This window comes from Marvinbryantia formatexigens DSM 14469 (assembly GCF_025148285.1).
In the GTDB taxonomy this organism is placed as follows: Bacteria; Bacillota; Clostridia; order Lachnospirales; family Lachnospiraceae; genus Marvinbryantia; species Marvinbryantia formatexigens.
Map to the genome: position 1 here is coordinate 1,962,828 of NZ_CP102268.1, position 24,219 is coordinate 1,987,046.

The 24,219-nt window shown below is 49.2% G+C and carries 22 protein-coding genes; 3 read left to right on the forward strand and 19 right to left on the reverse strand.

What is annotated here, in order from left to right; all coding sequences use genetic code 11:
- Positions 1-110: 110 nt before the first annotated feature.
- The 7 genes from trmB to NQ534_RS09420 form a co-directional block, all read right to left on the reverse strand.
- On the reverse strand, positions 111-812 hold the full coding sequence (gene trmB, locus NQ534_RS09390; RefSeq protein WP_081455618.1) for a tRNA (guanosine(46)-N7)-methyltransferase TrmB: 702 nt from the start codon (positions 810-812) through the stop codon (positions 111-113).
- A 673-nt stretch (positions 813-1,485) separates the two neighbouring features.
- The gene (locus NQ534_RS09395) at positions 1,486-3,597 is read right to left on the reverse strand and encodes a glutamine synthetase III family protein (protein WP_040784289.1); all 2,112 of its coding nucleotides are present in this window, start codon (positions 3,595-3,597) and stop codon (positions 1,486-1,488) included.
- 302 nt (positions 3,598-3,899) lie between these two features.
- The gene (locus NQ534_RS09400) at positions 3,900-4,784 is read right to left on the reverse strand and encodes a diacylglycerol/lipid kinase family protein (protein ID WP_006863090.1); all 885 of its coding nucleotides are present in this window, start codon (positions 4,782-4,784) and stop codon (positions 3,900-3,902) included.
- A 3-nt stretch (positions 4,785-4,787) separates the two neighbouring features.
- The gene (locus tag NQ534_RS09405; protein WP_040784286.1) at positions 4,788-6,392 is read right to left on the reverse strand and encodes an MBL fold metallo-hydrolase RNA specificity domain-containing protein; all 1,605 of its coding nucleotides are present in this window, start codon (positions 6,390-6,392) and stop codon (positions 4,788-4,790) included.
- A 148-nt stretch (positions 6,393-6,540) separates the two neighbouring features.
- On the reverse strand, positions 6,541-7,440 hold the full coding sequence (locus NQ534_RS09410; protein ID WP_040784283.1) for a hypothetical protein: 900 nt from the start codon (positions 7,438-7,440) through the stop codon (positions 6,541-6,543).
- A 377-nt stretch (positions 7,441-7,817) separates the two neighbouring features.
- A complete protein-coding gene (locus NQ534_RS09415) occupies positions 7,818-8,219 on the reverse strand; it encodes a DUF6147 family protein (RefSeq protein WP_143115802.1) in 402 nt (133 codons plus the stop codon).
- A 155-nt stretch (positions 8,220-8,374) separates the two neighbouring features.
- Positions 8,375-9,079 carry a DUF4367 domain-containing protein gene (locus tag NQ534_RS09420; RefSeq protein ID WP_157200745.1) on the reverse strand — a complete coding sequence of 235 codons (705 nt, stop codon included), beginning with the start codon at positions 9,077-9,079 and terminating at the stop codon, positions 8,375-8,377.
- 236 nt (positions 9,080-9,315) lie between these two features.
- Here NQ534_RS09420 and murG point away from each other — a divergent pair, with 236 nt between their 5' ends.
- The gene (murG, locus tag NQ534_RS09425) at positions 9,316-10,386 is read left to right on the forward strand and encodes an undecaprenyldiphospho-muramoylpentapeptide beta-N-acetylglucosaminyltransferase (protein WP_006863084.1); all 1,071 of its coding nucleotides are present in this window, start codon (positions 9,316-9,318) and stop codon (positions 10,384-10,386) included.
- Positions 10,387-10,407: 21 nt separating this feature from the next.
- Here murG and NQ534_RS09430 read toward each other — a convergent pair whose 3' ends face one another.
- Positions 10,408-10,920, reverse strand: coding sequence for an RNA polymerase sigma factor (locus NQ534_RS09430; protein WP_006863083.1), 513 nt, complete (start codon positions 10,918-10,920; stop codon positions 10,408-10,410).
- Between the two features lie 8 nt (positions 10,921-10,928).
- A complete protein-coding gene (locus tag NQ534_RS09435; protein WP_006863082.1) occupies positions 10,929-11,339 on the reverse strand; it encodes an HIT family protein in 411 nt (136 codons plus the stop codon).
- A gap of 92 nt (positions 11,340-11,431) precedes the next feature.
- Here NQ534_RS09435 and NQ534_RS09440 point away from each other — a divergent pair, with 92 nt between their 5' ends.
- Positions 11,432-12,172, forward strand: coding sequence for a sensor histidine kinase (locus tag NQ534_RS09440; protein WP_006863081.1), 741 nt, complete (start codon positions 11,432-11,434; stop codon positions 12,170-12,172).
- On the opposite strand, the gene NQ534_RS09445 is transcribed toward NQ534_RS09440, so the two are convergent.
- Complete coding sequence (locus NQ534_RS09445; RefSeq protein ID WP_040784336.1) at positions 12,105-12,680, reverse strand: rhomboid family intramembrane serine protease; 576 nt, start codon at positions 12,678-12,680, stop codon at positions 12,105-12,107. The two genes, NQ534_RS09440 and NQ534_RS09445, sit on opposite strands and share 68 nt — an antisense overlap.
- A gap of 139 nt (positions 12,681-12,819) precedes the next feature.
- Between NQ534_RS09445 and fdxA the strand changes: the two genes are divergently transcribed.
- The gene (gene fdxA, locus NQ534_RS09450; RefSeq protein WP_006863079.1) at positions 12,820-12,990 is read left to right on the forward strand and encodes a 4Fe-4S ferredoxin; all 171 of its coding nucleotides are present in this window, start codon (positions 12,820-12,822) and stop codon (positions 12,988-12,990) included.
- Positions 12,991-13,123: 133 nt separating this feature from the next.
- Here fdxA and NQ534_RS09455 read toward each other — a convergent pair whose 3' ends face one another.
- From NQ534_RS09455 to NQ534_RS09495, 9 genes are all read right to left on the reverse strand, one after another.
- Positions 13,124-13,696: a helix-turn-helix domain-containing protein gene (locus NQ534_RS09455; RefSeq protein ID WP_006863078.1), complete on the reverse strand. Its 573-nt coding sequence runs from the start codon at positions 13,694-13,696 to the stop codon at positions 13,124-13,126.
- Between the two features lie 320 nt (positions 13,697-14,016).
- Positions 14,017-14,868, reverse strand: a complete 852-nt coding sequence (locus NQ534_RS09460) for a hypothetical protein (RefSeq protein ID WP_040784281.1) — start codon at positions 14,866-14,868, stop codon at positions 14,017-14,019.
- 179 nt (positions 14,869-15,047) lie between these two features.
- Positions 15,048-18,167 (reverse strand): alpha-mannosidase, encoded by a 3,120-nt coding sequence (locus tag NQ534_RS09465; protein WP_006863074.1) that lies wholly within the window; start codon positions 18,165-18,167, stop codon positions 15,048-15,050.
- Positions 18,168-18,177: 10 nt separating this feature from the next.
- Positions 18,178-19,512, reverse strand: a complete 1,335-nt coding sequence (locus NQ534_RS09470; protein WP_040784333.1) for a glycoside hydrolase family 125 protein — start codon at positions 19,510-19,512, stop codon at positions 18,178-18,180.
- Positions 19,513-19,618: 106 nt separating this feature from the next.
- Positions 19,619-20,416 (reverse strand): discoidin domain-containing protein, encoded by a 798-nt coding sequence (locus tag NQ534_RS09475; RefSeq protein ID WP_006863072.1) that lies wholly within the window; start codon positions 20,414-20,416, stop codon positions 19,619-19,621.
- A gap of 142 nt (positions 20,417-20,558) precedes the next feature.
- The gene (locus NQ534_RS09480) at positions 20,559-22,007 is read right to left on the reverse strand and encodes an endo-beta-N-acetylglucosaminidase (protein WP_006863071.1); all 1,449 of its coding nucleotides are present in this window, start codon (positions 22,005-22,007) and stop codon (positions 20,559-20,561) included.
- Positions 22,008-22,184: 177 nt separating this feature from the next.
- A complete protein-coding gene (locus NQ534_RS09485; protein WP_006863070.1) occupies positions 22,185-22,772 on the reverse strand; it encodes a class I SAM-dependent methyltransferase in 588 nt (195 codons plus the stop codon).
- Positions 22,773-22,800: 28 nt separating this feature from the next.
- The gene (locus NQ534_RS09490; RefSeq protein ID WP_006863069.1) at positions 22,801-23,073 is read right to left on the reverse strand and encodes a hypothetical protein; all 273 of its coding nucleotides are present in this window, start codon (positions 23,071-23,073) and stop codon (positions 22,801-22,803) included.
- A 52-nt stretch (positions 23,074-23,125) separates the two neighbouring features.
- Positions 23,126-24,115 (reverse strand): helix-turn-helix transcriptional regulator, encoded by a 990-nt coding sequence (locus NQ534_RS09495; RefSeq protein WP_040784259.1) that lies wholly within the window; start codon positions 24,113-24,115, stop codon positions 23,126-23,128.
- Between the last annotated feature and the right edge of the window lie 104 nt (positions 24,116-24,219).

Here is a 24,219-nt window from a genome sequence, read left to right on the forward strand (position 1 = left end):
CTATTTGTTTGTCGTATAAAAGCAGCCCCAGGCTCCGTCTGATTTTTCCCGTTTTCATATGCAGGTTCCTCTACCGGTTTCTTCTATATATAATATATGCCGCTTTGCGTCTATTGCTCTTTGGGAATTGCCGCGGTATCCCCGGCGTTTTCCACACGCCCGTCTGCTCCCGGCGCAATTATCATTTTGCAGATGGGATTTCCCTTCGCAGAAAATTTTTCTTCATACTCGGTCATCACGTTTCCCTGCGAAAGCTGCTCGTCCCCGTGCAAATCATATGTGAACTGCTTCAGCATCCAGCCCGCCGGTCCGGTTTCCTTCATGGAGAAATCAAATAACCCACGGTTGTCAGTCTTAAACTCCACCATGCCATCCGGTGCCAGAATCTGTTCATACCGCTTTAGGAATTTCCCTGAAGTCAGTCTGCGGTCCGCATGACGTTCCTTCGGCCAGGGGTCCGAGAAATTCAGATAGATTTTCTCCACCTCGCCCTCCCCGAATACCTCCTGCAGCTCCCGCGCATCCATGCAGATAAACAACAGGTTCTCCGGTTTCTCCTCCTGCTTCTCCAGCTTTTCTACTGCCCGAAGAAGCACGCTTGTGTAGCGCTCGATGCCCACGTAATTAATTTCCGGGTGCATCGCCGCAAGCTGTGTCAAAAACTGACCCTTGCCCATCCCCACTTCGATGTGAACGGGATTCGTATTTCCAAAAAGCTTCTGCCAGCTTCCCCGCTGCTCCTTTGGGTTATGCACCACCAGGGCGCTGTCCGCGATTACCGCTTCCGCCCTCGGTATATTTCTAAGTCTCATATATCCTCCTTCCGGACTGCCGTCCGGCTCTGTCACGCTGTACAGCATGGATGTACATCCCCACCACACCACGCGGACCGGATGTGCCGCACTACACCCCCGCCACACCGCGCGGACCGGATGCGTCACACCACATTTCCGCCATGCCGTCCGGCTCAATATGCTGTGTCTCAAAATTTTACATATTTGTTACAATTCTATAATAAATTATGAACTGTGTCAACTGCATGACACTTAAATTTTGTCGGTCCATGTCACATCCACCTGTCCCGGAAGCGCCTCAAAATGTGATTTTTATTAGACCTGTCCAAAACGTTTGTTCTTGAAAAAAACTATGTAAACCACAAAAATGAGGGCAAATCGTGTGGATAATGTGGATAACCTCGTGCATAAGTCCATTTCATTGGATTTCTTATCCAGACGAATGTGGATAACTCTGGATAACTTTTCTTTCGATGTACGTGAAAAAATACACTTTCCGACAATTTTTGTTGATTTTGCCGAGTGACATAATTCTGTAAATATTTTTTTACATAATTTGAGAGACCCCTTGTAACAAGGGGCCTCCCGGATTTAAGGATATATGAACATTGTGTTACAATGAAGTAACCGTTTCAAACGGATTGTGCCTCTGCCTTGCGGCAGTACGGCTTTTTATATCCGGAGACATCTGCTATACTTCAAACAGCAGATCTCCATAGGACGGCATCGGCCATACCTCTTTATCCACGATCATTTCCAGCTTATCTACCGGTGCTCTCAGCTCCGCCATTACCGGAACAACTTCATCGTGGAAATATCTTGCCAGCTTCTCGCCCTCTTCCACAGAATCTGCAGCTTTGTCAGCCTCAATCAGCTTGCCCAGTGCAGCCTTTGCTTCCTCAAGCAAATCGCTTACCTGCTCCAGCAGTTCAACCTGCACCTTTGCTTTTCCGCCTGCTGCCGTCACTGCGTTGATAGTATCCGCAAGGCTCTTCGTATAGCCAATCACAGCCGGAATAATCTGCTTGCCGGCAATATCAATCATGGTCTTCGCCTCAATGTTGATTGCCTTTGCATATGTCTCATACTGGATTTCCGCGCGTGCCTGCAGCTCAACCTCGCTGTATACGCCGAATTTGCCAAACATTTTAATCGATTTATCCGTAACAAGCGCCGGAATCGCATCCACCATAGATTTCAGATTCGGCAGACCTCTTCTTTCCGCCTCTTCTACCCATTCCTCGGAATAGCCGTTGCCGTTGAAAATAATTCTCTGATGCTCTGTTGCATACTTCTTAATCAAATCATGTACGCAGGTATCGAAATCCTCCGCCTTTTCCAGCTCGTCGCACGCATCGGAGAATGCCTCGGCAACAATCGTGTTGAGCACGATGTTCGGAGATGCGATGGAATCTCTGGAACCAACCATACGGAATTCAAATTTATTTCCGGTAAACGCAAACGGTGAAGTTCTGTTTCTGTCTGTCGCGTCGCGTGAAAACTCCGGCAGAGTCTTTACGCCGGTGCTCAGCTTATCTCCCGTTTTGCTGTGCGTTGCACTTCCGGTATTTACAAGCTGCTCAATCACATCCTCCAACTGGTCTCCAAGGAAAATGGAGATAATTGCAGGCGGCGCCTCGTTTGCTCCAAGTCTGTGGTCATTTCCCACATCAGCCGCTGATTCACGCAGCAGATCTGCATGTTCGTCGACTGCCTTCAGAATACAGGTCAGAACCAGCAGGAACTGGATGTTCTCGTGCGGTGTTTTGCCAGGGTCGAGCAGGTTAATACCGTCGTCCGTGGTAATCGACCAGTTATTATGCTTACCGGAACCGTTCACGCCTGCAAACGGTTTCTCATGAAGCAGGCACTGCAGACCATGCTGGCACGCTACCTTTTTCAGTGTCTTCATAATCATCTGGTTATGGTCTACCGCAATGTTTGCCTCCGAGTAGATTGCCGCCAGCTCGTGCTGTGCCGGAGCAACCTCGTTGTGCTGCGTTTTCGCCGTTACGCCCAGCTTCCACAGCTCCTCGTTTACATCCTTCATGAAAGCGGCGATTCTCTGACGAATCGTTCCGAAATAATGGTCATCCAGCTCCTGTCCCTTCGGCGGCATCGCGCCAAACAGGGTACGGCCGGTAAAAATCAGGTCTTTTCTCTTTAAATATTTCTGCTTATCAACCAGGAAATATTCCTGCTCCGGTCCAACCGACGGCGTTACCTTCTTTGAAGTCGTATTGCCGAACAGACGGAGAAGTCTGAGTGACTGCTCATTAATCGCCTGCATGGAGCGCAGCAGCGGTGTCTTTTTATCAAGCGCCTCGCCCGTGTAGGAGCAGAACGCTGTCGGGATACACAGGATCGCGCCTGCCGCATCCTTTCTCACATATGCCGGAGACGTGCAGTCCCAGGCTGTATAGCCTCTCGCTTCAAAGGTCGCGCGCAGACCGCCCGACGGGAAGGAAGATGCATCCGGCTCGCCCTGAATCAGCTCCTTGCCGGAAAATTCCATTAATACGGTACCGTCCTCTCTCGGAGCGGTAATAAAGGAATCATGCTTTTCCGCCGTCACACCGGTAAGCGGCTGGAAAATATGGGTATAATGGGTTGCGCCCTTCTCCACAGCCCAGTTCTTCATCGCTTCCGCAATCACATCCGCGATGGTGGGGTCCAGCGCTTTCCCTTCCAGAATCGTCTTTTTCAGTTCTTTGTAAACCTTCTTCGGCAGACGTTCCTGCATGACTTTGTCGTTGAAAACGTCTTCGCCGAAAATTGCAGCTACATTTGTCACTTCACTCATAATCATATCCTCCTCATTTCCATTAAAGACCTAAGAGAATCTCACGAAGCTTTTTCCTTCGCGGCGTTCGCCAGATACATGCGCACACGCCCGCGCCCGGCTCATTGCCCGCGGGAATAAAAAAAGGCGCTCACATCTTCTGTGAACGCCTTTGTCCCCGATTCGTCTTATTTAGAACACCATAACCTTACTCTACTTCCGCAAAAAAAGCAAGTGTTTTTTTGTAATTTATTTATGGAATTAATAAATGTCTCTTATCAGTTTTTTGAATGGAAGTCATCCGACCGCTTTTTTGACACATATTATACCAGCAGCGTCAACGCCCTCTCCACGCTCTGTATGCAGACCTCCGTGTGCTCTCCGCCGTATTCCCCGTCGCGTGCCCACGGGACCGGCTCTTCCGAGGTCAGCACAATTTCGCGTCCGCGCGTCTGGAAGAAATATTTATCATCCGGCGTCTGCGACATCATTGCGCTTATGATTGCCTGCAGCTCCACAAGGTTTTTGGGCATCCGCACCAGCGTCAGCTCAAACATGCCGTCGTCCAGCTTAACGTCCTTCCCGGTGAGATTTTTGAAACCGCCCACGGATGTGGAATTAGTGACCATCCCGTAAATATAGTCTCCGCTGACCTCCGTCCCGTCGTCCACCTTCGCCGTCATATGATACGACTTGATGCTCGTCAGCTTTTTCGCTCCCTCCAGCACATACGCCATGTGACCGAGCGCATTTTTCAAATCCTGGCTCGTCTCATAAGATACATCGGTAAACAGCCCGAACGCCGCGACATAAACGAAATATCCGCCATTAAACCGCCCGATGTCGCAGGGAAATTCATTGAATTCCGTGATGCGCTTCGCCGCCTCCGTCATAACCTTCGGCAGCTTCAGGCTGTCTGCAAAATCGTTGGTGCTTCCCGCCGGGATATAGCCAACCGGACACTTTATTTCCGATTCCATCATCCCGCTTACCACCTCATCCAGCGTGCCATCCCCGCCGCTGCAGACCACCAGATCATAGAATCTTGCCATCTTTTCTACTTTATGTCTGGCGTCCCCGCGCTGCTGCGATATATAAATCGTTACATCATAACCTGCTTTAATAAAAACATCTGTCACATCCAGAAGATGGTTGCGGATGGTTCCCTTCCCGGATTTGGGATTTATAATCAGCAAAAGTCTCGTCATATGTCATCTCTCCCATTTATCACATAATGCATTTATCTGGTCGGCAAATTTTGCAAGGTCTTTATTCGCGCCGCCCTCATTATGCCGGATAACGGCAAGCAGGCGCTGCCCTGCTGCAAGCAGACGGTCAAATACCGTATTCTGACGGCTTCCGGCTGCGGCCGCCTTCTTCTGCGCCGGTACCGGCTGCGCCACCGTAACGAAACTTCCGGCGGCAAGGTCGTAGACCGTACCGCTGTAGGGCGCCATCGCCTTCATACCGGACGAGCTCTGGACACGCTCCGCAAACGACGTGCACGATGCATCCTCGCCATGTACCACAAATACCTGCTGCGGTCTCTGCTCAAACGCCAGAATCCAGGCAAGCAGCCCTTCCCGGTCCGCATGGCCGCTCACTCCGGCAAGCACGCGGATTTCCGCGCGCACCTCAATTTCCTCGCCGAACAGCTTTACCTGCTTCGCGCCCTCCACGATTGCGCGTCCGAGCGTGCCCACAGACTGATAGCCCACAAAGAGAATGGTACTCTCCGGTCTCCAGAGATTATGTTTTAAGTGATGTTTGATACGTCCCGCATCACACATGCCGCTGGCGGAAATAATCACCTTCGGATTTTCATCAAAGTTGATTGCCTTGGAATCATCGCTTGTCACCGCCGTTTTCAATCCCGGAAAGCTGATGGGATTGACACCCCTGTCAATCAGCGCCGACGCCTCGTCGTCAAAGTCCTCGTGCATCCGCTCCATGAAAATTTTTGTTGCCTCGACAGCCAGCGGGCTGTCTACATAGACCTCAAAGTTATCATGATTTTTTATCCGTTTTTCCTCTTTAATCTGACGGATAAAATACAGCATTTCCTGTGTTCTGCCGACAGCAAACGCCGGTATGACCACGTTTCCGCCGCGGTCGAAAGTTTTCTGGATAATTTCCGTGAGATCTGCAATGTAATCGGGACGCGGTCCGTGGCTGCGGTCCCCGTAGGTCGATTCCATTACCACGTAGTCGGCGTTCTTTATATAGTGCGGGTCGCGGATTATCGGCTGGTGCAGATTCCCGATGTCCCCGGAAAATACGATTTTTTTCTGAATGCCCTCCTCCGAAATCCAGACCTCGATGGATGAGGATCCAAGCAGATGTCCGGCGTCCACAAAGCGGATGGAAATGCCGTCCGCCACCGGAACAATCTCCTCATAGTCGCGCCCGACAAAGCATTTCAGCACGCCCTCCGCGTCCTCCACGGTGTACAGCGGAATATATTCTGCTTTTCCGGAACGTTTCGCTTTGCGGTTGCGCCATTCCGCCTCAAACATCTGGATATGCGCGCTGTCCCGCAGCATAATCCGGCACAGGCGCTCCGTCGCGCAGGTAGCAAAAATCTGTCCGCGAAATCCGTTTTTATAAAGCAGCGGCAGCTTGCCGGAATGGTCGATGTGCGCATGTGTGAGAAACACCATGTCAATATCCGCCGCGGCGACCGGCAGCGGAACATTTTCAAAACTGTTTATCCCCTGCTCCATGCCACAGTCAATCAGTATGTTTTTCCCGCAGGCCTCCAGAAACGTACAGCTTCCGGTAACCTCATGCGTTGCCCCGATAAATGTAAGCTTCAAACTTTGCATCCCCTCTCTGAGTAAATCTGTATTATCTATATAAAAATATGTCAGACCCTGGCATCATAAAAAAACAGGGTATACTTTTTCTTCAGTATACCCCATCTTCCACTGTTATGACAGTACTTTGTGACAGTTTATAAATTTTTCATCTTTTAGCGTAGCAGCCGGATACGCAGAGTCCGGCTTTCGCGCTTACAGATATGAACGTTCCGGACGGTTCCTCACACTCCACCGCCTTCACAACGGCCGCTGCTGTGTCCGCACAGCCGATATAATACCGCTGATGCCCCGGCGTTCCGATGCCGGACAGCTCCCCAGGCTGGGCATCGTCGATATTCCGTGGCAGTCCGATAAAACGGATGTGCTTCCATTCTTCCGCCAGATATTCCTTCAGCTCCGGCAGGGCGTCAGACCCCTCCGACGCTGCAAGCAGCAGATGTCCGTCAACAAAATATGTTTCGTCTCCCCGATTATGCTTCCTGCACTGTGTATAGTCTCTGCAGAGCAGACAGCGCATTTCGCAGTTTAAGTTTGCCGCATCCACTGTCAGATGACATGGCAGCTCCGGCAGGCACCGCTTTACGTTCATCATACATTCCTCCGTCTGCGGCTGTACGCCCCTGCTGCCAAAATAAAGCAGCAGCACACGCGCTTCCTCAGGTCCCGCCGCAAACACTTTTACAGTGAATCCCGCAAAGCATTCTTCATATCTTCCATCTACCTCGCAAAGCTCCGCCTTCTGCAGTACATCCGGCAAAGCTGTCCGGTTTTTGTTCTCCGGCAGCAGAATCTTGTCCACGACTGCCGTCCGGCAGATGTCCTCCGCCCGCTTTATGGTAAGCGGCTTTAAATCTGCAAGTATCAGAAGATGCAGACGCTCCGCTCTTGCCGATGCCGGGCACAATTCCCCGTCCGCGCCCTCACTTCCGGCACTTAAATACAGCATCTGCACGCCATCCTTTCCTTTTTCTGCGCCCATACTTGCGCTGAAGCATACTCCCTCTGACACAGGATGATAAAGAACACGATAATATTTTGCGTTCATTTCCGGTCTCCCCCTTATATTGTAATTAATATACTAAAATTTCCCGGCTCCCCGCCGGCTCTTTCCTGGGCGGCAAGCCGCACAGCCGGTAAAAGGTAATGTAAAATATCATATTTTGTATTTGAATCAGACATTTACCAGTTGCGCGCTGCCGCCAAAAATCACTTAAATCTGCAAACTATAGACCTCTGCCAGTTTGCTTTATCTGCTTTTCTATTCTTTTTCCAGTCGCCTTTGCGGGCATCACATATTAAAAATCTTAAACTCCCGGACGGGCATTATACCTATACATAAAATGTTAAAAATTACAGAATAGAAAAAGGTAAAAATAAAATTTACTGTGTTGCAGTACATGTTACGTGTATGTAGCACTGATGCTAATCGATGTACATGCTGCCGGATACAGTTCCGGCAGTTTCTGTTGTACTGCCTTTTTTCACTATATGAGACCCTCTGGCACGATAATACTGCCCTCTTTTAACAGCCACATCTTTAGAAGTATATACATAATTTGTATTACTTCCAGAACCTTCTTTGTATGTAACCGTCCACCAGTATCCGCCTTCCTTGCTTTCTAAATATATGTCTGCAATCACTGTATCACTTATACGATAGCAGGATGTACTAGCGATTACACGAACCTGTCCCGTACCGACTTCCTGAATCTCACATGAACCTGACGCAAGGTAAGTACCATATGGCTGAATTCCTGTATCTCCAGATTTTATTTGGATTGGTTCCAGTGTTGTGTGTACATCAAACGGAATGCATACCGCCAAAGCAGAATTTCCAAAACAAAAACACATCATTAAGCATACTATCGCTGCAATATGAATTTTCCTCTTTCCTATCCGAAGTCCCTCCCTTCTTTCTCCTTGGTATTTTACACTACATTTATATATACGCAGCACAAAATCCTATGTGACGCAAATATTCAATAAAAATTTATCTTTTCTATTATTTTCGTCAGCTCTTCTTGAGATAACACCCCATAAATAGTATATCGACAATTACCATACACTATCTGAGCAATATAGTCTTTTTCTCCCTCTGGTGTTAAAATTTCTGTGACCGATACATTTCCAAATTTTGATTCTACATCAAAGTTTTTTAAAACTTCCCCATCAAATATCTGTGATTTTTTTACCCGTTCGTTATTTTTTTCCATATCAACTGTTATTATAGTATCGCCATATTCATAAAACATCAATGCATATTCTGATGTATCATTTATAACATAATTATGAAACTGCATGCCTTTGGGCATATACGGAAACCATACTGAATGAATTCCTGTTTTGTCTAAAATATCTGCACATGCGTTCTCTAATTCCACGCCATATTCTCCAACTTCTTCATCATTCTCAACTCGTATTACAATTTCTTTCCCCTGCAGGAAATTCCATGCGTTCAACAGCCGGATGCGGTTTGCTTCGATTGTCATGCCTGCGCCAAACGCAATGACAAGTATCGCCGCCACGATACCTGCCCGGAGCAGCACCTTGCGGCTTTTTTTCCGCTTTGTCCGCCGCTCCCGTTCTTCTCTGCCAAGTCTGAGGGCTTCGCGGTCGTCCTCGGAAAGAAACATTTCCGCGCTTTTTGCATTCCTTTCGTCTTCCTCTGCAATCCGGCGCATCATGTCATCCATCATTTCCGGTGTGAGACGCACATCATCCAGAGAAGCATCCGCATTCAGCTCTGCCTCATATGCATCCGCTTCCTGTGATATCTTCTCCCAGATAAAATCTTCCGTTTTTTTGCCATCCATATCCGGATAATGACTGTTCTTCCTCATACAACCGTGAAGTCCCTTCTTGACTTTTCTCCTCAAGAGTATAAGATAATATTAACCATATTCTTTTTGGAGGATTTTTTATGAAACGTATCGTTTTAACCGGCGGCGGAACCGCCGGTCATGTTACACCCAATATTGCCCTCGTACCGCGTCTGCGCGAACTGGGCTACGATATCCAGTACATAGGTTCCTATGACGGTATCGAAAAAAAACTAATAGAAGAAATGGATATCCCGTATTACGGCATTTCTTCCGGTAAGCTCAGACGATATTTCGACCTGAAAAACTTTTCCGACCCTTTCCGTGTTATCAAAGGATACGCTGAGGCGAGAAGTATTTTGAAAAAGCTGAAACCGGATGTTCTTTTTTCAAAAGGCGGTTTTGTTGCTGTGCCGGTCGTTCTTGCCGCAAAGCACTGCCACATTCCGGTCATCATCCACGAATCCGACATGACGCCGGGACTTGCCAACAAGCTTGCAATTCCCTTTGCCACCAAAGTATGCTGCAATTTTCCGGAAACCCTGCAATATCTTCCGAAGGAAAAAGCAGTGCTCACCGGCTCTCCCATACGCGCAGAGCTGCACGCAGGCAACCGCATTGCCGCACTGGATTTCTGCGGATTTACCGCTGACAAACCGGTTCTGATGGTCATTGGCGGAAGCCTTGGCTCCGTCAACGTAAACAATGCTATCCGCGGCATTCTTCCAGAGCTTTTAAAGACCTTCCAGGTTATTCATCTTTGCGGAAAAGACAAACTTGAGCCTTCTCTGGAAAAAACGGAGGGTTATGTACAATTTGAATACATCAAAAAGGAGCTTGCCGACCTTTTCGCGCTTGCAGACGTTGTCGTCTCCCGCGCGGGAGCAAACGCCATCTGCGAGCTGCTGGAGCTCCGCAAGCCAGCCCTTCTGATTCCGCTTGGTTCAAATGCCAGCCGCGGCGACCAGATTTTAAATGCAGAATCCTTCAAACGCCAGGGCTTCTGTGAGGTACTCACCGAAGACAACCTGAACCCGCAGCTTCTGCTGGAAACAATACAAAAGCTTTATAACTCCAGAGCCGACTACATCCAGGCAATGGAAAAGAGCAGCCAGAGCAGCGCCATTGAAAAAATCACCGGTCTTGCCGAAGAAATTGCAAAACCACACTGATTTTACAAGTATTCATGATTGTCATAAATACTCGCTGCCGTACTTCTCTTTTATGTAATTCTTTGCTCTGTACATTCTTGCGCGAAGCGTTGCTGGCGAAATATCCAGCAGCTTCGCAGTCTCGTCATAACTCATATTCAGAACAAAAATGTAGTATATGACCTCAAACCAGAGTTCATTCGCTTCTTTCAGGTCTTCCAGCAACTGGCAGATAAACATCCTGTCTGCGCACTGCTTCTCCATATCTGCTGTATGTCCGGTTTCTTCCAGTACCTCTGCGGTACTTTCTACTGAAAATTCTCTTCTGGTACTGGCTTTTCTCCAATAGTCAATCAGCAGATTCTTCGCGACATGCAGCAGCCACGCTTTGATTCTGGTTTCATCTACTGTATCCATGACTCTGTAATAATGCAGAAATGTCTGCTGACATATTTCCGCTGCCAGTTCTTTATCTTTTGTCTGAGCCACCACAGATTTCATAACCAATGCGCCGTAACGCTTGTAATTTTCTGTAAATGTCTCGTGTTTCGTCATCTGTGCTTTTATCCTTCAGCAAACAATCTGAGAAGCTCTTCCCTGTCACTGTCTGTCAGTTTACCCGGTTTCCAGCCGATGCCGATTTTATCCTTCTGCCAGCGAGGAATCAGATGGATGTGGAAATGGAATACCGTCTGTCCCGCCGCTTCATGATTATTCTGAAGCACGTTGATTCCGTCGCAGTGAAGCGCCTTCTCCATCTTTTCCGCCATTTTCTTTGCAAGAACAAACGCCTTTCCAGCAAGCTCCTCCGGTATCTCGCAGATATCCGCAAAATGTTTCTTTGGAAGAATCAGCATGTGACCTTTTGCCGCCGGACCAACATCCAGAATTACCCGGAAATCCTCATCCTCATACAATGTCGCTGATGGTATTTCTCCTCCGGCAATTTTACAAAAAATACAATTCTCCGTCATATTTTTTCTCCTTTCACGTATTTATATTATATAAAGAATTTTCGTCCACTAAATCATATCACACATTTTTTATGTAAGAAAGGAGGAATCTCATGCAGTCTCCAGAAGAGTTTCAGACCCTGTTATCTGCTGTTTCCCATGAGATACGCAATCCCGTTACACTTATTAACAGCTACTTACAGTTAATGGCACAAAAGCATCCGGAAGTCTGCAGCTATCCGTACTGGAACACTGTCCAGCAGGAAATGGCGCATCTGAAAGCTCTTCTGGAGGATATCTCTTCCTACCAGAGCGCATACCGTCTGCATCCGGTGCCGACCGGCATGACCGCGTATCTTTCGGAATATACCGCATCACTTATGCCGGTAATTTCACAAAATGCTTCTGTTGCATTTTCCGCGGATATTGCCCCGGACCTTCCCGTATTGTCCATAGATACCGCACGGCTGCGCCAGGTACTGGACAACCTTATACGCAACGCGCTGGAAGCGCTCTCACTGTCTCCGGGACACATAGCATCCGCTGATGAGACGTCCCATCATACAGCCGGTCCGGATGATGCGCCGGCAGGTGACGCCTGTATGCTGTCACTCTCTGCCGCCATGCGCAAAGATTCCCTCTGTATTTCAATATGTGATAATGGCTGCGGCATTGACCCCGCATATCTGGATACCCTGTTCGACCCGTTTGTCACACATAAAACGGACGGTACCGGGCTCGGTCTTGCCATTTCCCGGCAGATTACAGAAGCGCACGGCGGTACCCTTACCTGTCTTTCCTGCGGACAGCCGACGGTGTTCGAAGTACGGCTGCCAGCAGAAATCCGCCGATAAAGCCGCCCAGATGCGCCATATGGTCCACACCCGCGTCCATAAAGCCCTGTGCCAGTGAAAGCACCGCCATCATGCACAGACCCCGGTTGTCAATCCCTTCCACTTTTCCGCGGTTCTTCACCACCAGCCAGACCAGGGCGCCGATTACGGCAAACACCGCTCCGGATGCCCCTGCGGATACCACCTGCCGCTCCATGCCTGTCAGAAATGACAGTACATTTCCTGCCACGCCGCCCGCCAGATATATCACAAGATAGCGGACCGGTCCGCTTCTTTCCTCCAGCATATCCCCGGCAAACCACAAAAGCAGCATATTATAAAACAAATGCTGCCATCCAAAGTGAAGAAACATACATGTAAAGAGCCGGTAATATTCTCCCTTCTGCGTAACATACGGCGGATACATGGCGCCATACGACAGCATCTGCTCCGCATCCAGTGTATCTCCACCCATAATCGTAATAATCAGAAAGACGGCTATGTTAATCAGAACCATCAGAAGATTCATTTTTGTCCTGCTGCGGATATAATTGATTCCTTCTGTCTGCATATTTTATTTTTATCAGCCTTTCCAAAATTTTCACTTGTATATTTGATTTTTATGTATTAGAATAAGCTCATAATAAAGATTAAGGAGGACAAGTATTATGGCATATGTAATTTCTGATGAATGCGTAAGCTGCGGAACATGCGCAGATGCATGTCCGGCAGGCGCTATCAGCGAAGGCGACGGCAAGTATGTAATCGATGCAGACGCATGTCTTGAGTGCGGTACTTGCGAGAGCGAGTGCCCGACAGGTGCTATCTCTGCTGAATAATCCAGAGAATTGCTGAAATTACGCGGGCGTGCAAAGCACGCCCTGTTTTTATGTCCAAAATACAACGATTCTTTTTCCATATATGACCATCCTGCGGTATCTGTCTGCATAACACAAGCCAGAACTATGACGTCTATTTTCTCCGGAGTATGTCCCGGAAACGCCTCTTTTCCTTTGTCGCAGCTACCTTCTGATGTGCCCTTATAATCTCATCCAGACGGCGGAAACGCTCCTCCTCTCGTTTTTCCTGCATATGCAGGAGGTAGTCCGTCTCCTTCGCCATCGATTCCTCCAGCCGCTGCTGAAGCTCCTCGTTATTATCTTTTACGACCTTTTCTACAATTTCCTCTACTAATTCCTTAAATTGCCGGAGCTTTTCCGCATTGCTCTGCATTACCTTCAGAGACGTCTGCTCCGTCGTCATCTGCTCCTGCTGCGCTTTGCGCGCGTCCTCCTCCGGTCTGTAATTTGTACTCTGGAGAACTGCTTTAATTGCCTTTAGCTGCAGTCCTTCCTCCTTCAGTTTCTTTACATTTTGAAAAATTTCAATATTTTCTCGGGTGTAGTATCGGTGCCCCAGCTCTGTCCTGCCGATGGGAATCTCCAGCTCGTCCTCCCAATAGCGGAGAACATGGGCTTCCACAGCGACTATTTTCGCTGCTTCGGAAATCAGATAACGATGCTCCTCTACCATACTTCCCTCCATATTTAATTTTCCTGCACATCCGCGACTTCGTTTTTGCTGCCTTTGCGCTGTGCTTACCAAAAAACTATTTTTCTGGTATATTCGCTGTGCTCGTCAAAAAGCCGCCTTTTCCGGCACATTCGCTGTGCTTACTCGAAAAACTTCGTTTTTCCCGTTCACGGGCATTCGCCCTATAAAAACGAAATCCAGCAAAAAAGTCTGCCAGCAGCCTTTTTTGTTGTCTTTTCGTTTTTGCACAGCTCATTGCTGTCGTGTACATTATACCACATTTATACAGCTTTCGCATAAAAAAATTTCGCAATCTTTAGACATTTTTCTTCTTATAACTGATACTGCAGCAGCAGTTCCTCGCGGTATGCCGGATCAGACGCTGCTTTGGCAAGCTCCGGAATACGGTTTTCTGATATTAATTTAAGGTTCAGTTCCGAAAGTCTCCTCATGCCCTCGGCCCGACCCTCATCTCTTCCCTCATTTTTTCCTTTTATCTCCCGCCTGATCAGCTCATCTGCAAACAATTCATATAATGCTTCACACATAGATATTTCAGCTCCCTTCTCTATCCGGTTTGCCCTGATGAATGCATTCATAAATTTCTGATACAGTGATTCCTCTTTATGTAATGCATACGAATCTGCAAGTTTCTGTAACGGAATCCCCGGTGTCAGCTCATTTGTAAGGCACCGCAGCCACATATATTCATCTGCTGAAAGCTGCGGCAGAACGACAAGCTGTACCGGCATTGGTTCTGTATGTATATCATACATCCCCGGAGCAATTTTTTCAATAGCAAAAGGCAACTTTTTTTGAATATGCTTTATGAGATTACGCGGATAATAATGTGTAACCAGCATTATGAATAATTGATCCAGCACGCTGGAAAACCCAATATGCTCCGGGAGACTGTATGCATACGATAATACCTTGTAATAATTGATAATGCTCATACTTTCACCGGGACCTTTATAATCGATCAGATTATATTGCCTGAAGTTCCGGGCGATTGCAGAATCAATCGGCGGCGCATCCGGTTTCTTTGTGATAAGGCAGTCAATACGTCTGGACTGCCTGTTTAAAACAAACTCCGATTCAAATGTCAGAATATCCCTGTAGGATTCTAACTGAATCTGTAAGCCGGACATGAAAAAATCATGCCAATTAATTGAATCAGACAAATAGTAACCTCCTCATATAACTTTTCTCGTCAATTTCTTCCGGAAAATGTTCAGCAGAACTGCTTTGAATTTTAGATAAAACCATATTATCACAAAGGCTCTTATTTATCAACATATTATATGAAAAGTACATATTGCAAAGAAAGAGCCAGTTTGCACCAGCTCTTTTGAAAAAAAAGTTATAAAGAGATCAAAATTGTCTTGATTTCATAGGCGTGCAATGAAAGTACAACCTCCTTCTCCTGCGACCATTCACCAAGAGGACGCTCACGCAGATCGCACTCTGTCCATTCCCGGAAAGCAAAGCCCGGACGCATCGTCACTTTCTGCGCGGAGCCTGCAAACTCGTGGAAGCGGATAACGAGATATTTTCCATCCTCGGATTTCTTCACTGCGTCCAGCTCCACCTGATCGTTGTCGAAGGTTACGAAGCTTTCCGCTCCAAAGGTGCAGACGCCCTCCGCCGTCTGCATCGGATCGTTCAGCGCATATGCCTCCTGCACCACGTTTCCTTCCACGAAATCTCCGCCATGCGGAAGGAGCGCGTAGGTGAATACGTGCTGTCCCTGATCCTGCAGGTGATCCGGGTGCGTGCCTGCTTTCAGCAGACTGATACGTATCACATTGTCCTTGATGTCATGACCGTACTTGCAATCATTTAAGAGGCTGACGCCATAATTTCTCTCGGACAGATCCGCCCAGCGATGCGCCACGCTCTCAAACCGCGCCTGATCCCAGCTTGTATTCCAGTGGTTCGGACGTCTCACATTGCCATACTGCACATCGTATGTTCCGTAAGTAGAGCGGATGTCTACCGGGAATGCTGCTTTCATGAGCTGATGCTGCTCATGGTAATCCACGAACGTCTTAAAGTCGATTCTTCTGCTGTCGCTGTAGAGCACCATATCCTGTGCGATGAAGGAGCTCATGTAATTCCACTCCATATGAATCTTCATCTGCAGCGCGCCGCACTCCGTTACCTCAAACTTTGTCAGATCGGTGATCTCGCGCATCTTCTGCTGATAAAAAATGTCGATATCCCAGGCGTCGTTGTCGAGCGGCTTATCCTCGAACATCTGCAGCACGTTCGCGCGCTCGCCCTTTGGAAGCACCTCACGCCCGAAGGTCTTGTCAAACAGCCGTGTGATCTGTCCATAGCCGTTCAGGGAAATACTGTAGTACGGCGTCTCAATATCTCTTCCGTTGATGGTAAAGGCTGCCTTCGTCTCCGCCGGAGCCTGCTCCTTAAAGAAAATCGCTGCCGTACCCATCGCCGGGACGTCCTTCACCTCCACGTAGGTGACGTCTCCCGCCTGCTGCGCGGTAAGCTCATTGCCGTCTGCATCGCAGTAAACACCCGCACGGGCATTCGGAATCTCCACAATTCCACCCGCCGTCCATGCGGAAGCGTTAAATACCGTCCAGGCATCCTGCTTCTCCTCCAGCAGATCCGCCAGCGCTCCCCGGCATACGCCCTGCGCAACGCTTTCAATGTATTCGTAATCCTTCCTGGAATCCTCGTATACCTCGTGGATGGAGGAACCCGGAATGATATCGTGGAACTGGTCGGTGAGGATATGCTTCCAGCCCTTCGTCAGCTCCTCCTGTTTTGCCTCTGCAATACTGCCCTTGCTCACAGCGTCCATCGCGGTCAGCCACTCCGCTCTCCGGTAGAGAAGCTCCATTTTGCGGTTCATGCGCTTGTTGTAGCCCTGGCTGGTGTAGGTGCCTCTGTGGTATTCCAGATACAGCTCTCCGTCCCAGGTGTGCACGTACTGGTCCGTTTCCTCCACCGTCTCATGCAGCTTGCGGAAATATTCCGCCGCCGTTGTGATCTTCAGATTCGGCAATCCCGGAATTTTGTCGATCCTTCTGCGGTTCTCCAGCATATCACGGTTTACGCCGCCGCCTCCGTCGCCATAACCGAAGGAGATCAGCAGATCCTTATTCATCTGCTTCTCGCTGTATGCCTCCCAGGTGCCCTTTACCGTCTTCGGCGTCAGCTTGCCGTTGTAGGTGTAAAACCAGGATCCCGGCTCGCTCCACGGATCCGGTGTCGTGATAAAGTGCGTCAGCACTTCGCTGCCGTCGATGCCCTTCCACATAAAAGTGTCGTGCGGCATACGGTTGTACTGATTCCAGCTTATTTTTGTCGTCATAAAGGTATTGATGCCCGCTTTTTTCAGAATCTGAGGCAGCGCCCAGGAATAGCCGAACACATCCGGAAGCCAGAGATATTCCACCTCTTTGCCAAATTCATCCCTGATAAATTTGCTTCCGAGCAGAATCTGTCTGGTGAGCGACTCGCCGCTGGTGAGGTTGCAGTCCGCCTCCACCCACATTGCGCCGTCCGCTTCCCAGCGTCCCTCCGCCACGCGCTCCTTGATCTGCGCGTAAATCTCCGGGAAATCTTCCTTCATATATTCATAGATCTGCGGCTGTGTCTGCAGGAAAATGTATTCCGGGTACTGCTTCATCAGACGAAGTACTGTTGAGAAGGAGCGTGAGCCTTTCTCTCTGGTATGCTTCAGACGCCACAGCCACGCCATGTCGATGTGCGTGTGTCCCACGCAGCTCACGTTCACGGAGCTGTTTTTGTTCATGCCGTCGATTGCTTCGTTTAAGAGAACATCCGCCTCGTGAACGCTCTCGTAGAATGCATCGCTCCCCGGATAGGACCAGTCGATGCAGTGGCACGCCTCGTCGAGCGCCCTGCGCAGATCGTGCTGGATCGGATCAAACTCATTTAACTGTCCAAGCGTCTCCCATACCATCTGCGCCATGTAATAGAAGTCGTCCACCTGCTCATCCAGCCACGCCAGATCTGCGCGCGCAATGCGGTGCTCCTGCTCAGTCGGCACGCCGCCGCCCTCCAGACCGGACCAGAGGCGGAAAGTGACATCCAGCACCTTTCCGCAGTTTGTGTCCTCAAAAAATGCTTCTTTATGATTTACATCCACGCCCTGATACATGCTGCCGTTTAAGTACAGCATGGATTCAAAGCCGGAGTTGTTTCCCGCACCGGTATTTCCAAAGTCAAAAATTCCGACAATCTTTCTGCCCTTCCACTCTGCCGGAACCGGGATTTCCTTATGCATCCACAGGAAACGGTCGCGTCCCTTCCAGGTATCTCCTGTGCGCAGGGTATCCCACCCCTCAAAGGATGTCGGAAGCGCCGGGTTTACCACGCCCCCGGTATCTTCCTTTACTGCAAATTTTTCCAGACGGATAATGTCGCGGTAGCGATACTCCTGCAGTTCCGTAATCCGTCTCTCCAGTTTTCTGTCTGTTAAAAACATAGCTGCCTCCTTATTCTGTCATACCGCATGATACATGCGTTTCTTTTTCTATCTTATATCCGCAATAATCCATCACAAGTTCGCTGAACATCGCATTTGCCCAGGTAAACCATTCCCTTGTATACTTTGTGTCATCGTCTGCGCAGAAGCCCTCATGCATCAGATTTTTACCGCCGTCCGTGGAGACGGCAAGCATGATCATCTGCCTCTTTTTCTCCGCCGTCTGTGCGGTAAGCCCCCGCATACATAATGCAATATGCCAGATATATCCGGCTGGCGTATGCGGGCTGCCGATTCCCGCCGCCTTTTCCCCTTTATAGTAGAAGGGATTCGTCTCGCTTAAAATCATTCGTCTCGTATTTTCCGCCACTTCGCGGCTGCGCCCTCGGTAGCCGAGATAATCCATCGACAAAAGGCTCGGCACGTTGGCGTCGTCCATCAGATTGAATTCGCCAAAGCCGTCCGCCTCGTATGCATACACCTCTCCGAATCCTTCTTTGCGGGTAATGCCGTATTTTTCAATGCCCTCGTAAATTTCTTCCTTCAGCACTGCCGCCTCCCGCGCCATATCCGGAATTTTCAGCACGTCGCGGGCAATCTCCTCAAGATAGCCAAGCACGACTACCGCAAACATATTGGATGGGATCAGATATCCGTAGGTGCAGGCGTCATCGCTTGGGCGGAATCCCGACCAGGTCATCCCGATGCCCTGCTTTGCCAGCGGACCCTTTCCATCCCTGGACAGAGTATCCGTGTAATACGTATTTCTTCTGGTGAAGCGGTAGCCCGACTTTTCCTCGTGGTACTGCTCCGTGCGGAACACCGTGAGAATTTTCCACGCCGCCTCCGCAAAGGAACGGGTGAACTGGTCGGTTCTGCCGGTGTTTTTCCAGATAAGATAAGCAAACTGGATGGGATAACAAAGGGAATCCACCTCATATTTGCGCTCCCAGAGCCAGTCATTCATTTCCGTCTCGTCCTTCTCCCAGCAGTTGCCGTTCGGCTCCGCATTAAAGGCATTTGCATAGGGGTCGATGCAGATGTACGCCGCCTGCCGCTGCGCCGCACCCACCAGAATATCGGCGATTTCTTTGTCCTCCTTTGCCGGAATCAGATAGGGACGCAGGGAGGCTGCCGAGTCACGCAGCCACATGGCAGGAATATCTCCCGTGACAATGTACACCGTATTGTCCTTCATATGATGAACAGCCGTATCCAGCGTATTTGTGTAGCAGTTTTTAAATGTCTCATATACCTGCGGCTCCTGCGCAAATATCTCTTTTACGGTATCCAGTATGTGATTAATTGCTTCCGGAATCTGCCCGTTTTTCCTCTTCTCTGTCATGCCCTTTTCCTTCATCCTTTCCCGGTTTTTTCCTGCGCCGCAGCCCTGCCGTTTCCTGTGAAAAAGCCCTCCCCGGCAGACTGCAGCGCACCCTTGTAATCACATATTACTCAGTCTCAGAAGCCGCGTCAAGTGTGGTTTCGGTGCCGTACACCTCTACCTCATAGATACGTGCTGCCGTGTCGGAACCCTGCGTCGGCTTCACTACCGATAATTTCACATATCTTGCATTTACCGGTGCAAAGGTATCGAGCGTTTCACCCTTCGTGTTCTTTGTGACGGACGCCACCTCGTTAAAGGAAAGACCGTCGCTGCTTACCAGAATGGTGTACGCCTTCGTGTTCATGTCAGCGCTCTCTCCGCCTGCTTCTGCATGGGAAATCTTCACCTGGCTGACTGCCGCTTCCTCACCGAGATCAATCGTCAGCTCATGAGGCGGTGTGCCGGTTGCGCACCATTTTTTTGTTACGTCGCCGTCCACTGCGAAAGGCGGTGCCTCGTTATCATTTACGTAAGCAGTCGCTTCTACTTCCTTGCCCTGGGATAATAGTGTCAGCGCTCCGTCTTTCTCAAGCTCTGCAGAAACAACGATCAGTCCGCTGAAGGTCTTTTCTTCCTCTCCGGAGGAGTTCTTTGCGGTTACTGTCACATCGTAAACGCCCTCGTTTTCATAAATAACGCTTACCGTTTCGCCCTCTGCTGTCTCCTCGCCTGCGCCCGGCATTGACCATGCAACACTCTCGGTATTCTGCGAGCAGCTGCTTGTAAAGGTTACGGTGCTTCCCGGTCCCACCAGCGTCTGGGAGGCAGTCAGCCCCGCCTTCGGCAGGCTGTTGTCTGGCCATTCCATAGATACGGTCACGCCTTCGCCTTCCGTGAGCAGTTCATTCACCGGAATTACCATAAATTCCGATTTTACGCTCTCTACAACTTCCCGACAAACGGGAATTAACCTTTCTTTTTACCAAAATAGGCACAGGCAAATGCAACAAATAATCCCAGTAATATCCATGGAAATGCCGCACTAAAAAAATCAAAAAGCATTTTCAATTCCTCCTTTCAAATCCCGATTTCTCTATTACATAGGCAGAAACGCCGTGCCACTGATCTGCAGAAGTATATTCCATCTCTGCAGACGGATCGCGCTTACTGTTTACCCAGAGGGTGTTTTCATTCTTGTGGAAACCATCCAGCGTGGAAGCGGAGAAATATGCCCAGCTCGGACAATAAATACCGAGGGAAGTATGGCTTGTTCCGTCCTCGTTTGCAAACAGATCCCAGCGGATCGGTGTGTTGTAGCCGTTTGCCTGCACGTCAATGCCCGCATAAAGATCATACGGATCGATAGCAAGCTCTGCTGCCTTTTCTGCAGATGCCTCCAGCAGCTTTTCATCCGCCAGTTCCTCATCTGTCCACCAGAAGTTTAAGAACATTTCATCTGCAACCGCGTTGCCTTCTTCGTCAACCAGATATGCCGCGTTTTTGTCTGTCAGCGCGTTCTGCCAGTCCATCTCGCCGTCCACCGTCATGGAATCATAGTAAACCAGACGCAGATCCGGCGCTTTTTCCTTAAAGTATTTGATGAAGAGCTGCATGGTATCCGCATATTCCTTCGTCAGCGGCTCCTCCTCTGTTCCTTCCGTCTCCTGGTTAATGAACCAGCCGTCAAAGCCATAGGTCTGCGCCGCCTCGATCAGCTTGTCCGCCACCGGGAAGTTTCCGTCCGCATCCTGCGAGAGGAAGGTATCCAGCCACTCCATCTTACCGCCGGCAACGCCCTGCGGGAAGAATACAGTACCAATTACCGGAACGCCGTTCTTGTGTCCTAAATCTGTCACATCCGGGCTTGGCGGAACGATCAGGCCTTCTCCCGAAGAGCCTCCCCAGTACACCAGCTCATCCACATACTGCCAATAGGTAAAAATGTTGCAATTTGCAGAATTAAGACCATGCGGCGCGTTTCCGCTTGTGCTGGAGTTCATGATGGAAATCGCCATCACCTTCGTGTCCGTGTTCTGCGTGCTGTTTACCGGAGTCAGATTTTCCTTATCCACACGCTTTGCCAACGGAACCGTGCTGACATTGTACTCCAGATCCTTATCCTCTTCTGCATTCCACTCAAGAAGCTGCTCCGGGAACCAGTAGGAGGATTCCGGCTGATCGTTCATCACCAGCTCCCTGTTCTGGTTTTCTTCCGTTACCTGGTAGCGGCTCGCTGCGGCGCCGTCCGCGTCAGTTTTCGCTTCTTCTGCCGCTTCAGCTGCTGTCTCTTCCGCCGCTGCCACCGCTTCGGCTGCCGTCTCCGTTTCCGCCGCGGCTTCCGTTTCCCTGGCTTCGGTTTCCACCTGCGCTGCATCGGTTGCTGCCGCCTCCGTCACTGCTTCCGTCGGCGCCCCGGTTTCCTTCTTCGTCTGCTGGCACGCGCTTGTACCCACTGCCACGATCGCTGCCAGACCTGCTACCGAAGCCCTTCTTAACAACTCTTTTCTCTTCATCTCTTTTCCCTTTCTCTGGATTTTTATGTATTCTATGTACCTCTAGTATAAATAAAAATCGCCGGAGAAAAAAAGTGGAAAGGTACTAGAATCGCTGTACAAATTCTAGTGCAACTGAGAATCATTACATTCCAGTTCCTTTTCACCATGTTAAAGTCTGACGAAGCCAGTGTATATTTATCTTTTCCGCAGAATCACGTTCAGCCACCGCTCATTTTCCCGTCCGGCTCTGGCATCCCCGGAAATCCATGTTTTCTCGATTTCCAGCCCATGTACCTGTGCCAGAATTTCTTTAAAGCTCTCCTCTGTGAAATACGTGAAATATCTGCCGACGCGCTCTCCCTCAAAAAAACCATACTTAAACGACGTGTAAATTACCCCGCGCATTTTCAGGGCATTGCACATTTTCTGCAGAACATCCGGCAGCTTCTTCTTTGGAAGATGAAGAATCGATGCGCACGCCCAGATACCATCATATTTTTCTTTCTCATCCAGTTCTTCAAACAGCATCTGCCGCACCGGAATCCCAGTAAATTTTTCCGCAGTCCTGCAGATTTCCCGCGAGCCATCTGTCGCCTCCACGAAAAACCCCTGCTTCAGGAAATATTTCGTATCTCTGCCGGAGCCGCAGCCAAAATCCAGAAGAAACGCGCCCGGCGGCAAAAGCTGCCGGAACTGCTCCTGCGTTTCTGTAAAATCTACCGCGACAGTCCCCGCAATAAAATCGGCAGCATTCTGGTTATAATAATCTATTGTTTTGTTCATATTTTCTTTTTCACTCACAATTCAAAAATCACAATCCATTCCTGTATATTTCACTAATCGCCGCCTGCGCGTGCTCCGATTCTTTTTTCTGAATAATCTGGTTTCTGTCACTTAAAATTGCCAGCATTTCATCTACCAGATCCTCCAGCTTCGGGTCGGTCATCCGATACAGATAACCCAGCATTCTGGTAGCGGTATAATCCGTATTCAAATGTTTGTATGCTATCTCCGCGCAAAATTCTTTCGGATACCCCCTGTCCAGTAAAACATTGTATAATTCCTTCGTTCTATCTGATGCCATTTCCTGTCACACCTATACTTTCTGAAATCAAAGACTCCGCTTCCCCATCTGTTTACTCATACTGACCCAGCAGCCGCGCGAGCGTCTCTTTCATCTGCGCCGCCACGTCAGCCGGAGCCAGAATCTTTACACCTTCGCCCAGTGAAAAAATCCATCCAAAAAACTGGCTGCTGACACGCACCGTCACATTTACCGTGAAATGATTTTCATCCGCCGGAATCATCATAACATCTTTTCCGAACCGGTCTATGATAACTCCGGCAAGATTATTTTCCACCAGCAGCTTTACTTCCCGTTCTCTGCCGCCGAACATTCCGAAGCTTTTCCTGGTATAATCCGCCATGTTCAGCCTGCTTAAATACTCTTTTCCCTCCCGGTCCTCCTCAGACATCTGGATATGAAGCATTTTGTCAACCCGGTAATGCCTGATTTGCTGTACGCCGGCGTCGTATCCCACCAGATAATAGTTTTCATTATCCCAGGAAAGTCCCCAAGGGCTGACATGATACCAGGCGCCGTTATGGCGCAGCTCCATTTCCTTTTTCACGTTCCATTGAAAATACTGGAAACGGATTTTCTTATTTTCCGAAATCGCATTGTGAATCGCGTCCACGGTATAATAAATGCTTTCGTTCATGGTCTTAATCCGCCCGGACACATAGACCTGCCGCTGCAGCTTTCCCGCCTCATACATGCTGACCATCTTTTCCAGCTTCTTAATCAGGGCGTTCGTTTTCCGCTCGGTAATAAACTTTGAGGACTGGATTGCATCGACCAGCAATTTCAGCTCCGGCAGCTCAAATGGACGGCTCACCACATGATAATGATACCGGTTCCCGGACGGCTCGCCCTCCACTTCTATTCCAAGCACTTCCAAATCCCGCAAATCGTTATAGATACTTTTGCGGTCCGCCGTGATTTCATATTCTTCAAGCGCAGCTATGATTTCCGGCATGGTAATATAATGCTCCTCATCCGTCCTCTCCAGCATAATCTGCGCCAGACGGTATAGTTTAAATTTCTGATTGGTTCCCCGCGGCATGATACTTTTCCTCCCCACTGTTAGATAGCGCGGCATGAAACCAGGAAGCATCAGGCACATTTTTCTGCAATCCCGTCAGCATAAAAATACGGCGCATACCGCAT

Coding starts and splice junctions, on each gene's coding strand:
- NQ534_RS09495 (WP_040784259.1), bottom strand. CDS start 24,115: ATGCCGCGGGGAACCAATCAGAAATTTAAACTATACCGTCTGGCGCAG.
- NQ534_RS09400 (WP_006863090.1), bottom strand. CDS start 4,784: ATGACGAGACTTTTGCTGATTATAAATCCCAAATCCGGGAAGGGAACC.
- NQ534_RS09395 (WP_040784289.1), bottom strand. CDS start 3,597: ATGAGTGAAGTGACAAATGTAGCTGCAATTTTCGGCGAAGACGTTTTC.
- murG (WP_006863084.1), top strand. CDS start 9,316: ATGAAACGTATCGTTTTAACCGGCGGCGGAACCGCCGGTCATGTTACA.
- trmB (WP_081455618.1), bottom strand. CDS start 812: ATGAGACTTAGAAATATACCGAGGGCGGAAGCGGTAATCGCGGACAGC.
- NQ534_RS09480 (WP_006863071.1), bottom strand. CDS start 22,007: ATGAAGAGAAAAGAGTTGTTAAGAAGGGCTTCGGTAGCAGGTCTGGCA.
- fdxA (WP_006863079.1), top strand. CDS start 12,820: ATGGCATATGTAATTTCTGATGAATGCGTAAGCTGCGGAACATGCGCA.
- NQ534_RS09420 (WP_157200745.1), bottom strand. CDS start 9,079: ATGATGCGCCGGATTGCAGAGGAAGACGAAAGGAATGCAAAAAGCGCG.
- NQ534_RS09465 (WP_006863074.1), bottom strand. CDS start 18,167: ATGTTTTTAACAGACAGAAAACTGGAGAGACGGATTACGGAACTGCAG.
- NQ534_RS09485 (WP_006863070.1), bottom strand. CDS start 22,772: ATGAACAAAACAATAGATTATTATAACCAGAATGCTGCCGATTTTATT.
- NQ534_RS09470 (WP_040784333.1), bottom strand. CDS start 19,512: ATGACAGAGAAGAGGAAAAACGGGCAGATTCCGGAAGCAATTAATCAC.
- NQ534_RS09410 (WP_040784283.1), bottom strand. CDS start 7,440: ATGAACGCAAAATATTATCGTGTTCTTTATCATCCTGTGTCAGAGGGA.
- NQ534_RS09475 (WP_006863072.1), bottom strand. CDS start 20,416: ATGGTAATTCCGGTGAATGAACTGCTCACGGAAGGCGAAGGCGTGACC.
- NQ534_RS09440 (WP_006863081.1), top strand. CDS start 11,432: ATGCAGTCTCCAGAAGAGTTTCAGACCCTGTTATCTGCTGTTTCCCAT.
- NQ534_RS09455 (WP_006863078.1), bottom strand. CDS start 13,696: ATGGAGGGAAGTATGGTAGAGGAGCATCGTTATCTGATTTCCGAAGCA.
- NQ534_RS09435 (WP_006863082.1), bottom strand. CDS start 11,339: ATGACGGAGAATTGTATTTTTTGTAAAATTGCCGGAGGAGAAATACCA.
- NQ534_RS09490 (WP_006863069.1), bottom strand. CDS start 23,073: ATGGCATCAGATAGAACGAAGGAATTATACAATGTTTTACTGGACAGG.
- NQ534_RS09445 (WP_040784336.1), bottom strand. CDS start 12,680: ATGAATCTTCTGATGGTTCTGATTAACATAGCCGTCTTTCTGATTATT.
- NQ534_RS09430 (WP_006863083.1), bottom strand. CDS start 10,920: ATGACGAAACACGAGACATTTACAGAAAATTACAAGCGTTACGGCGCA.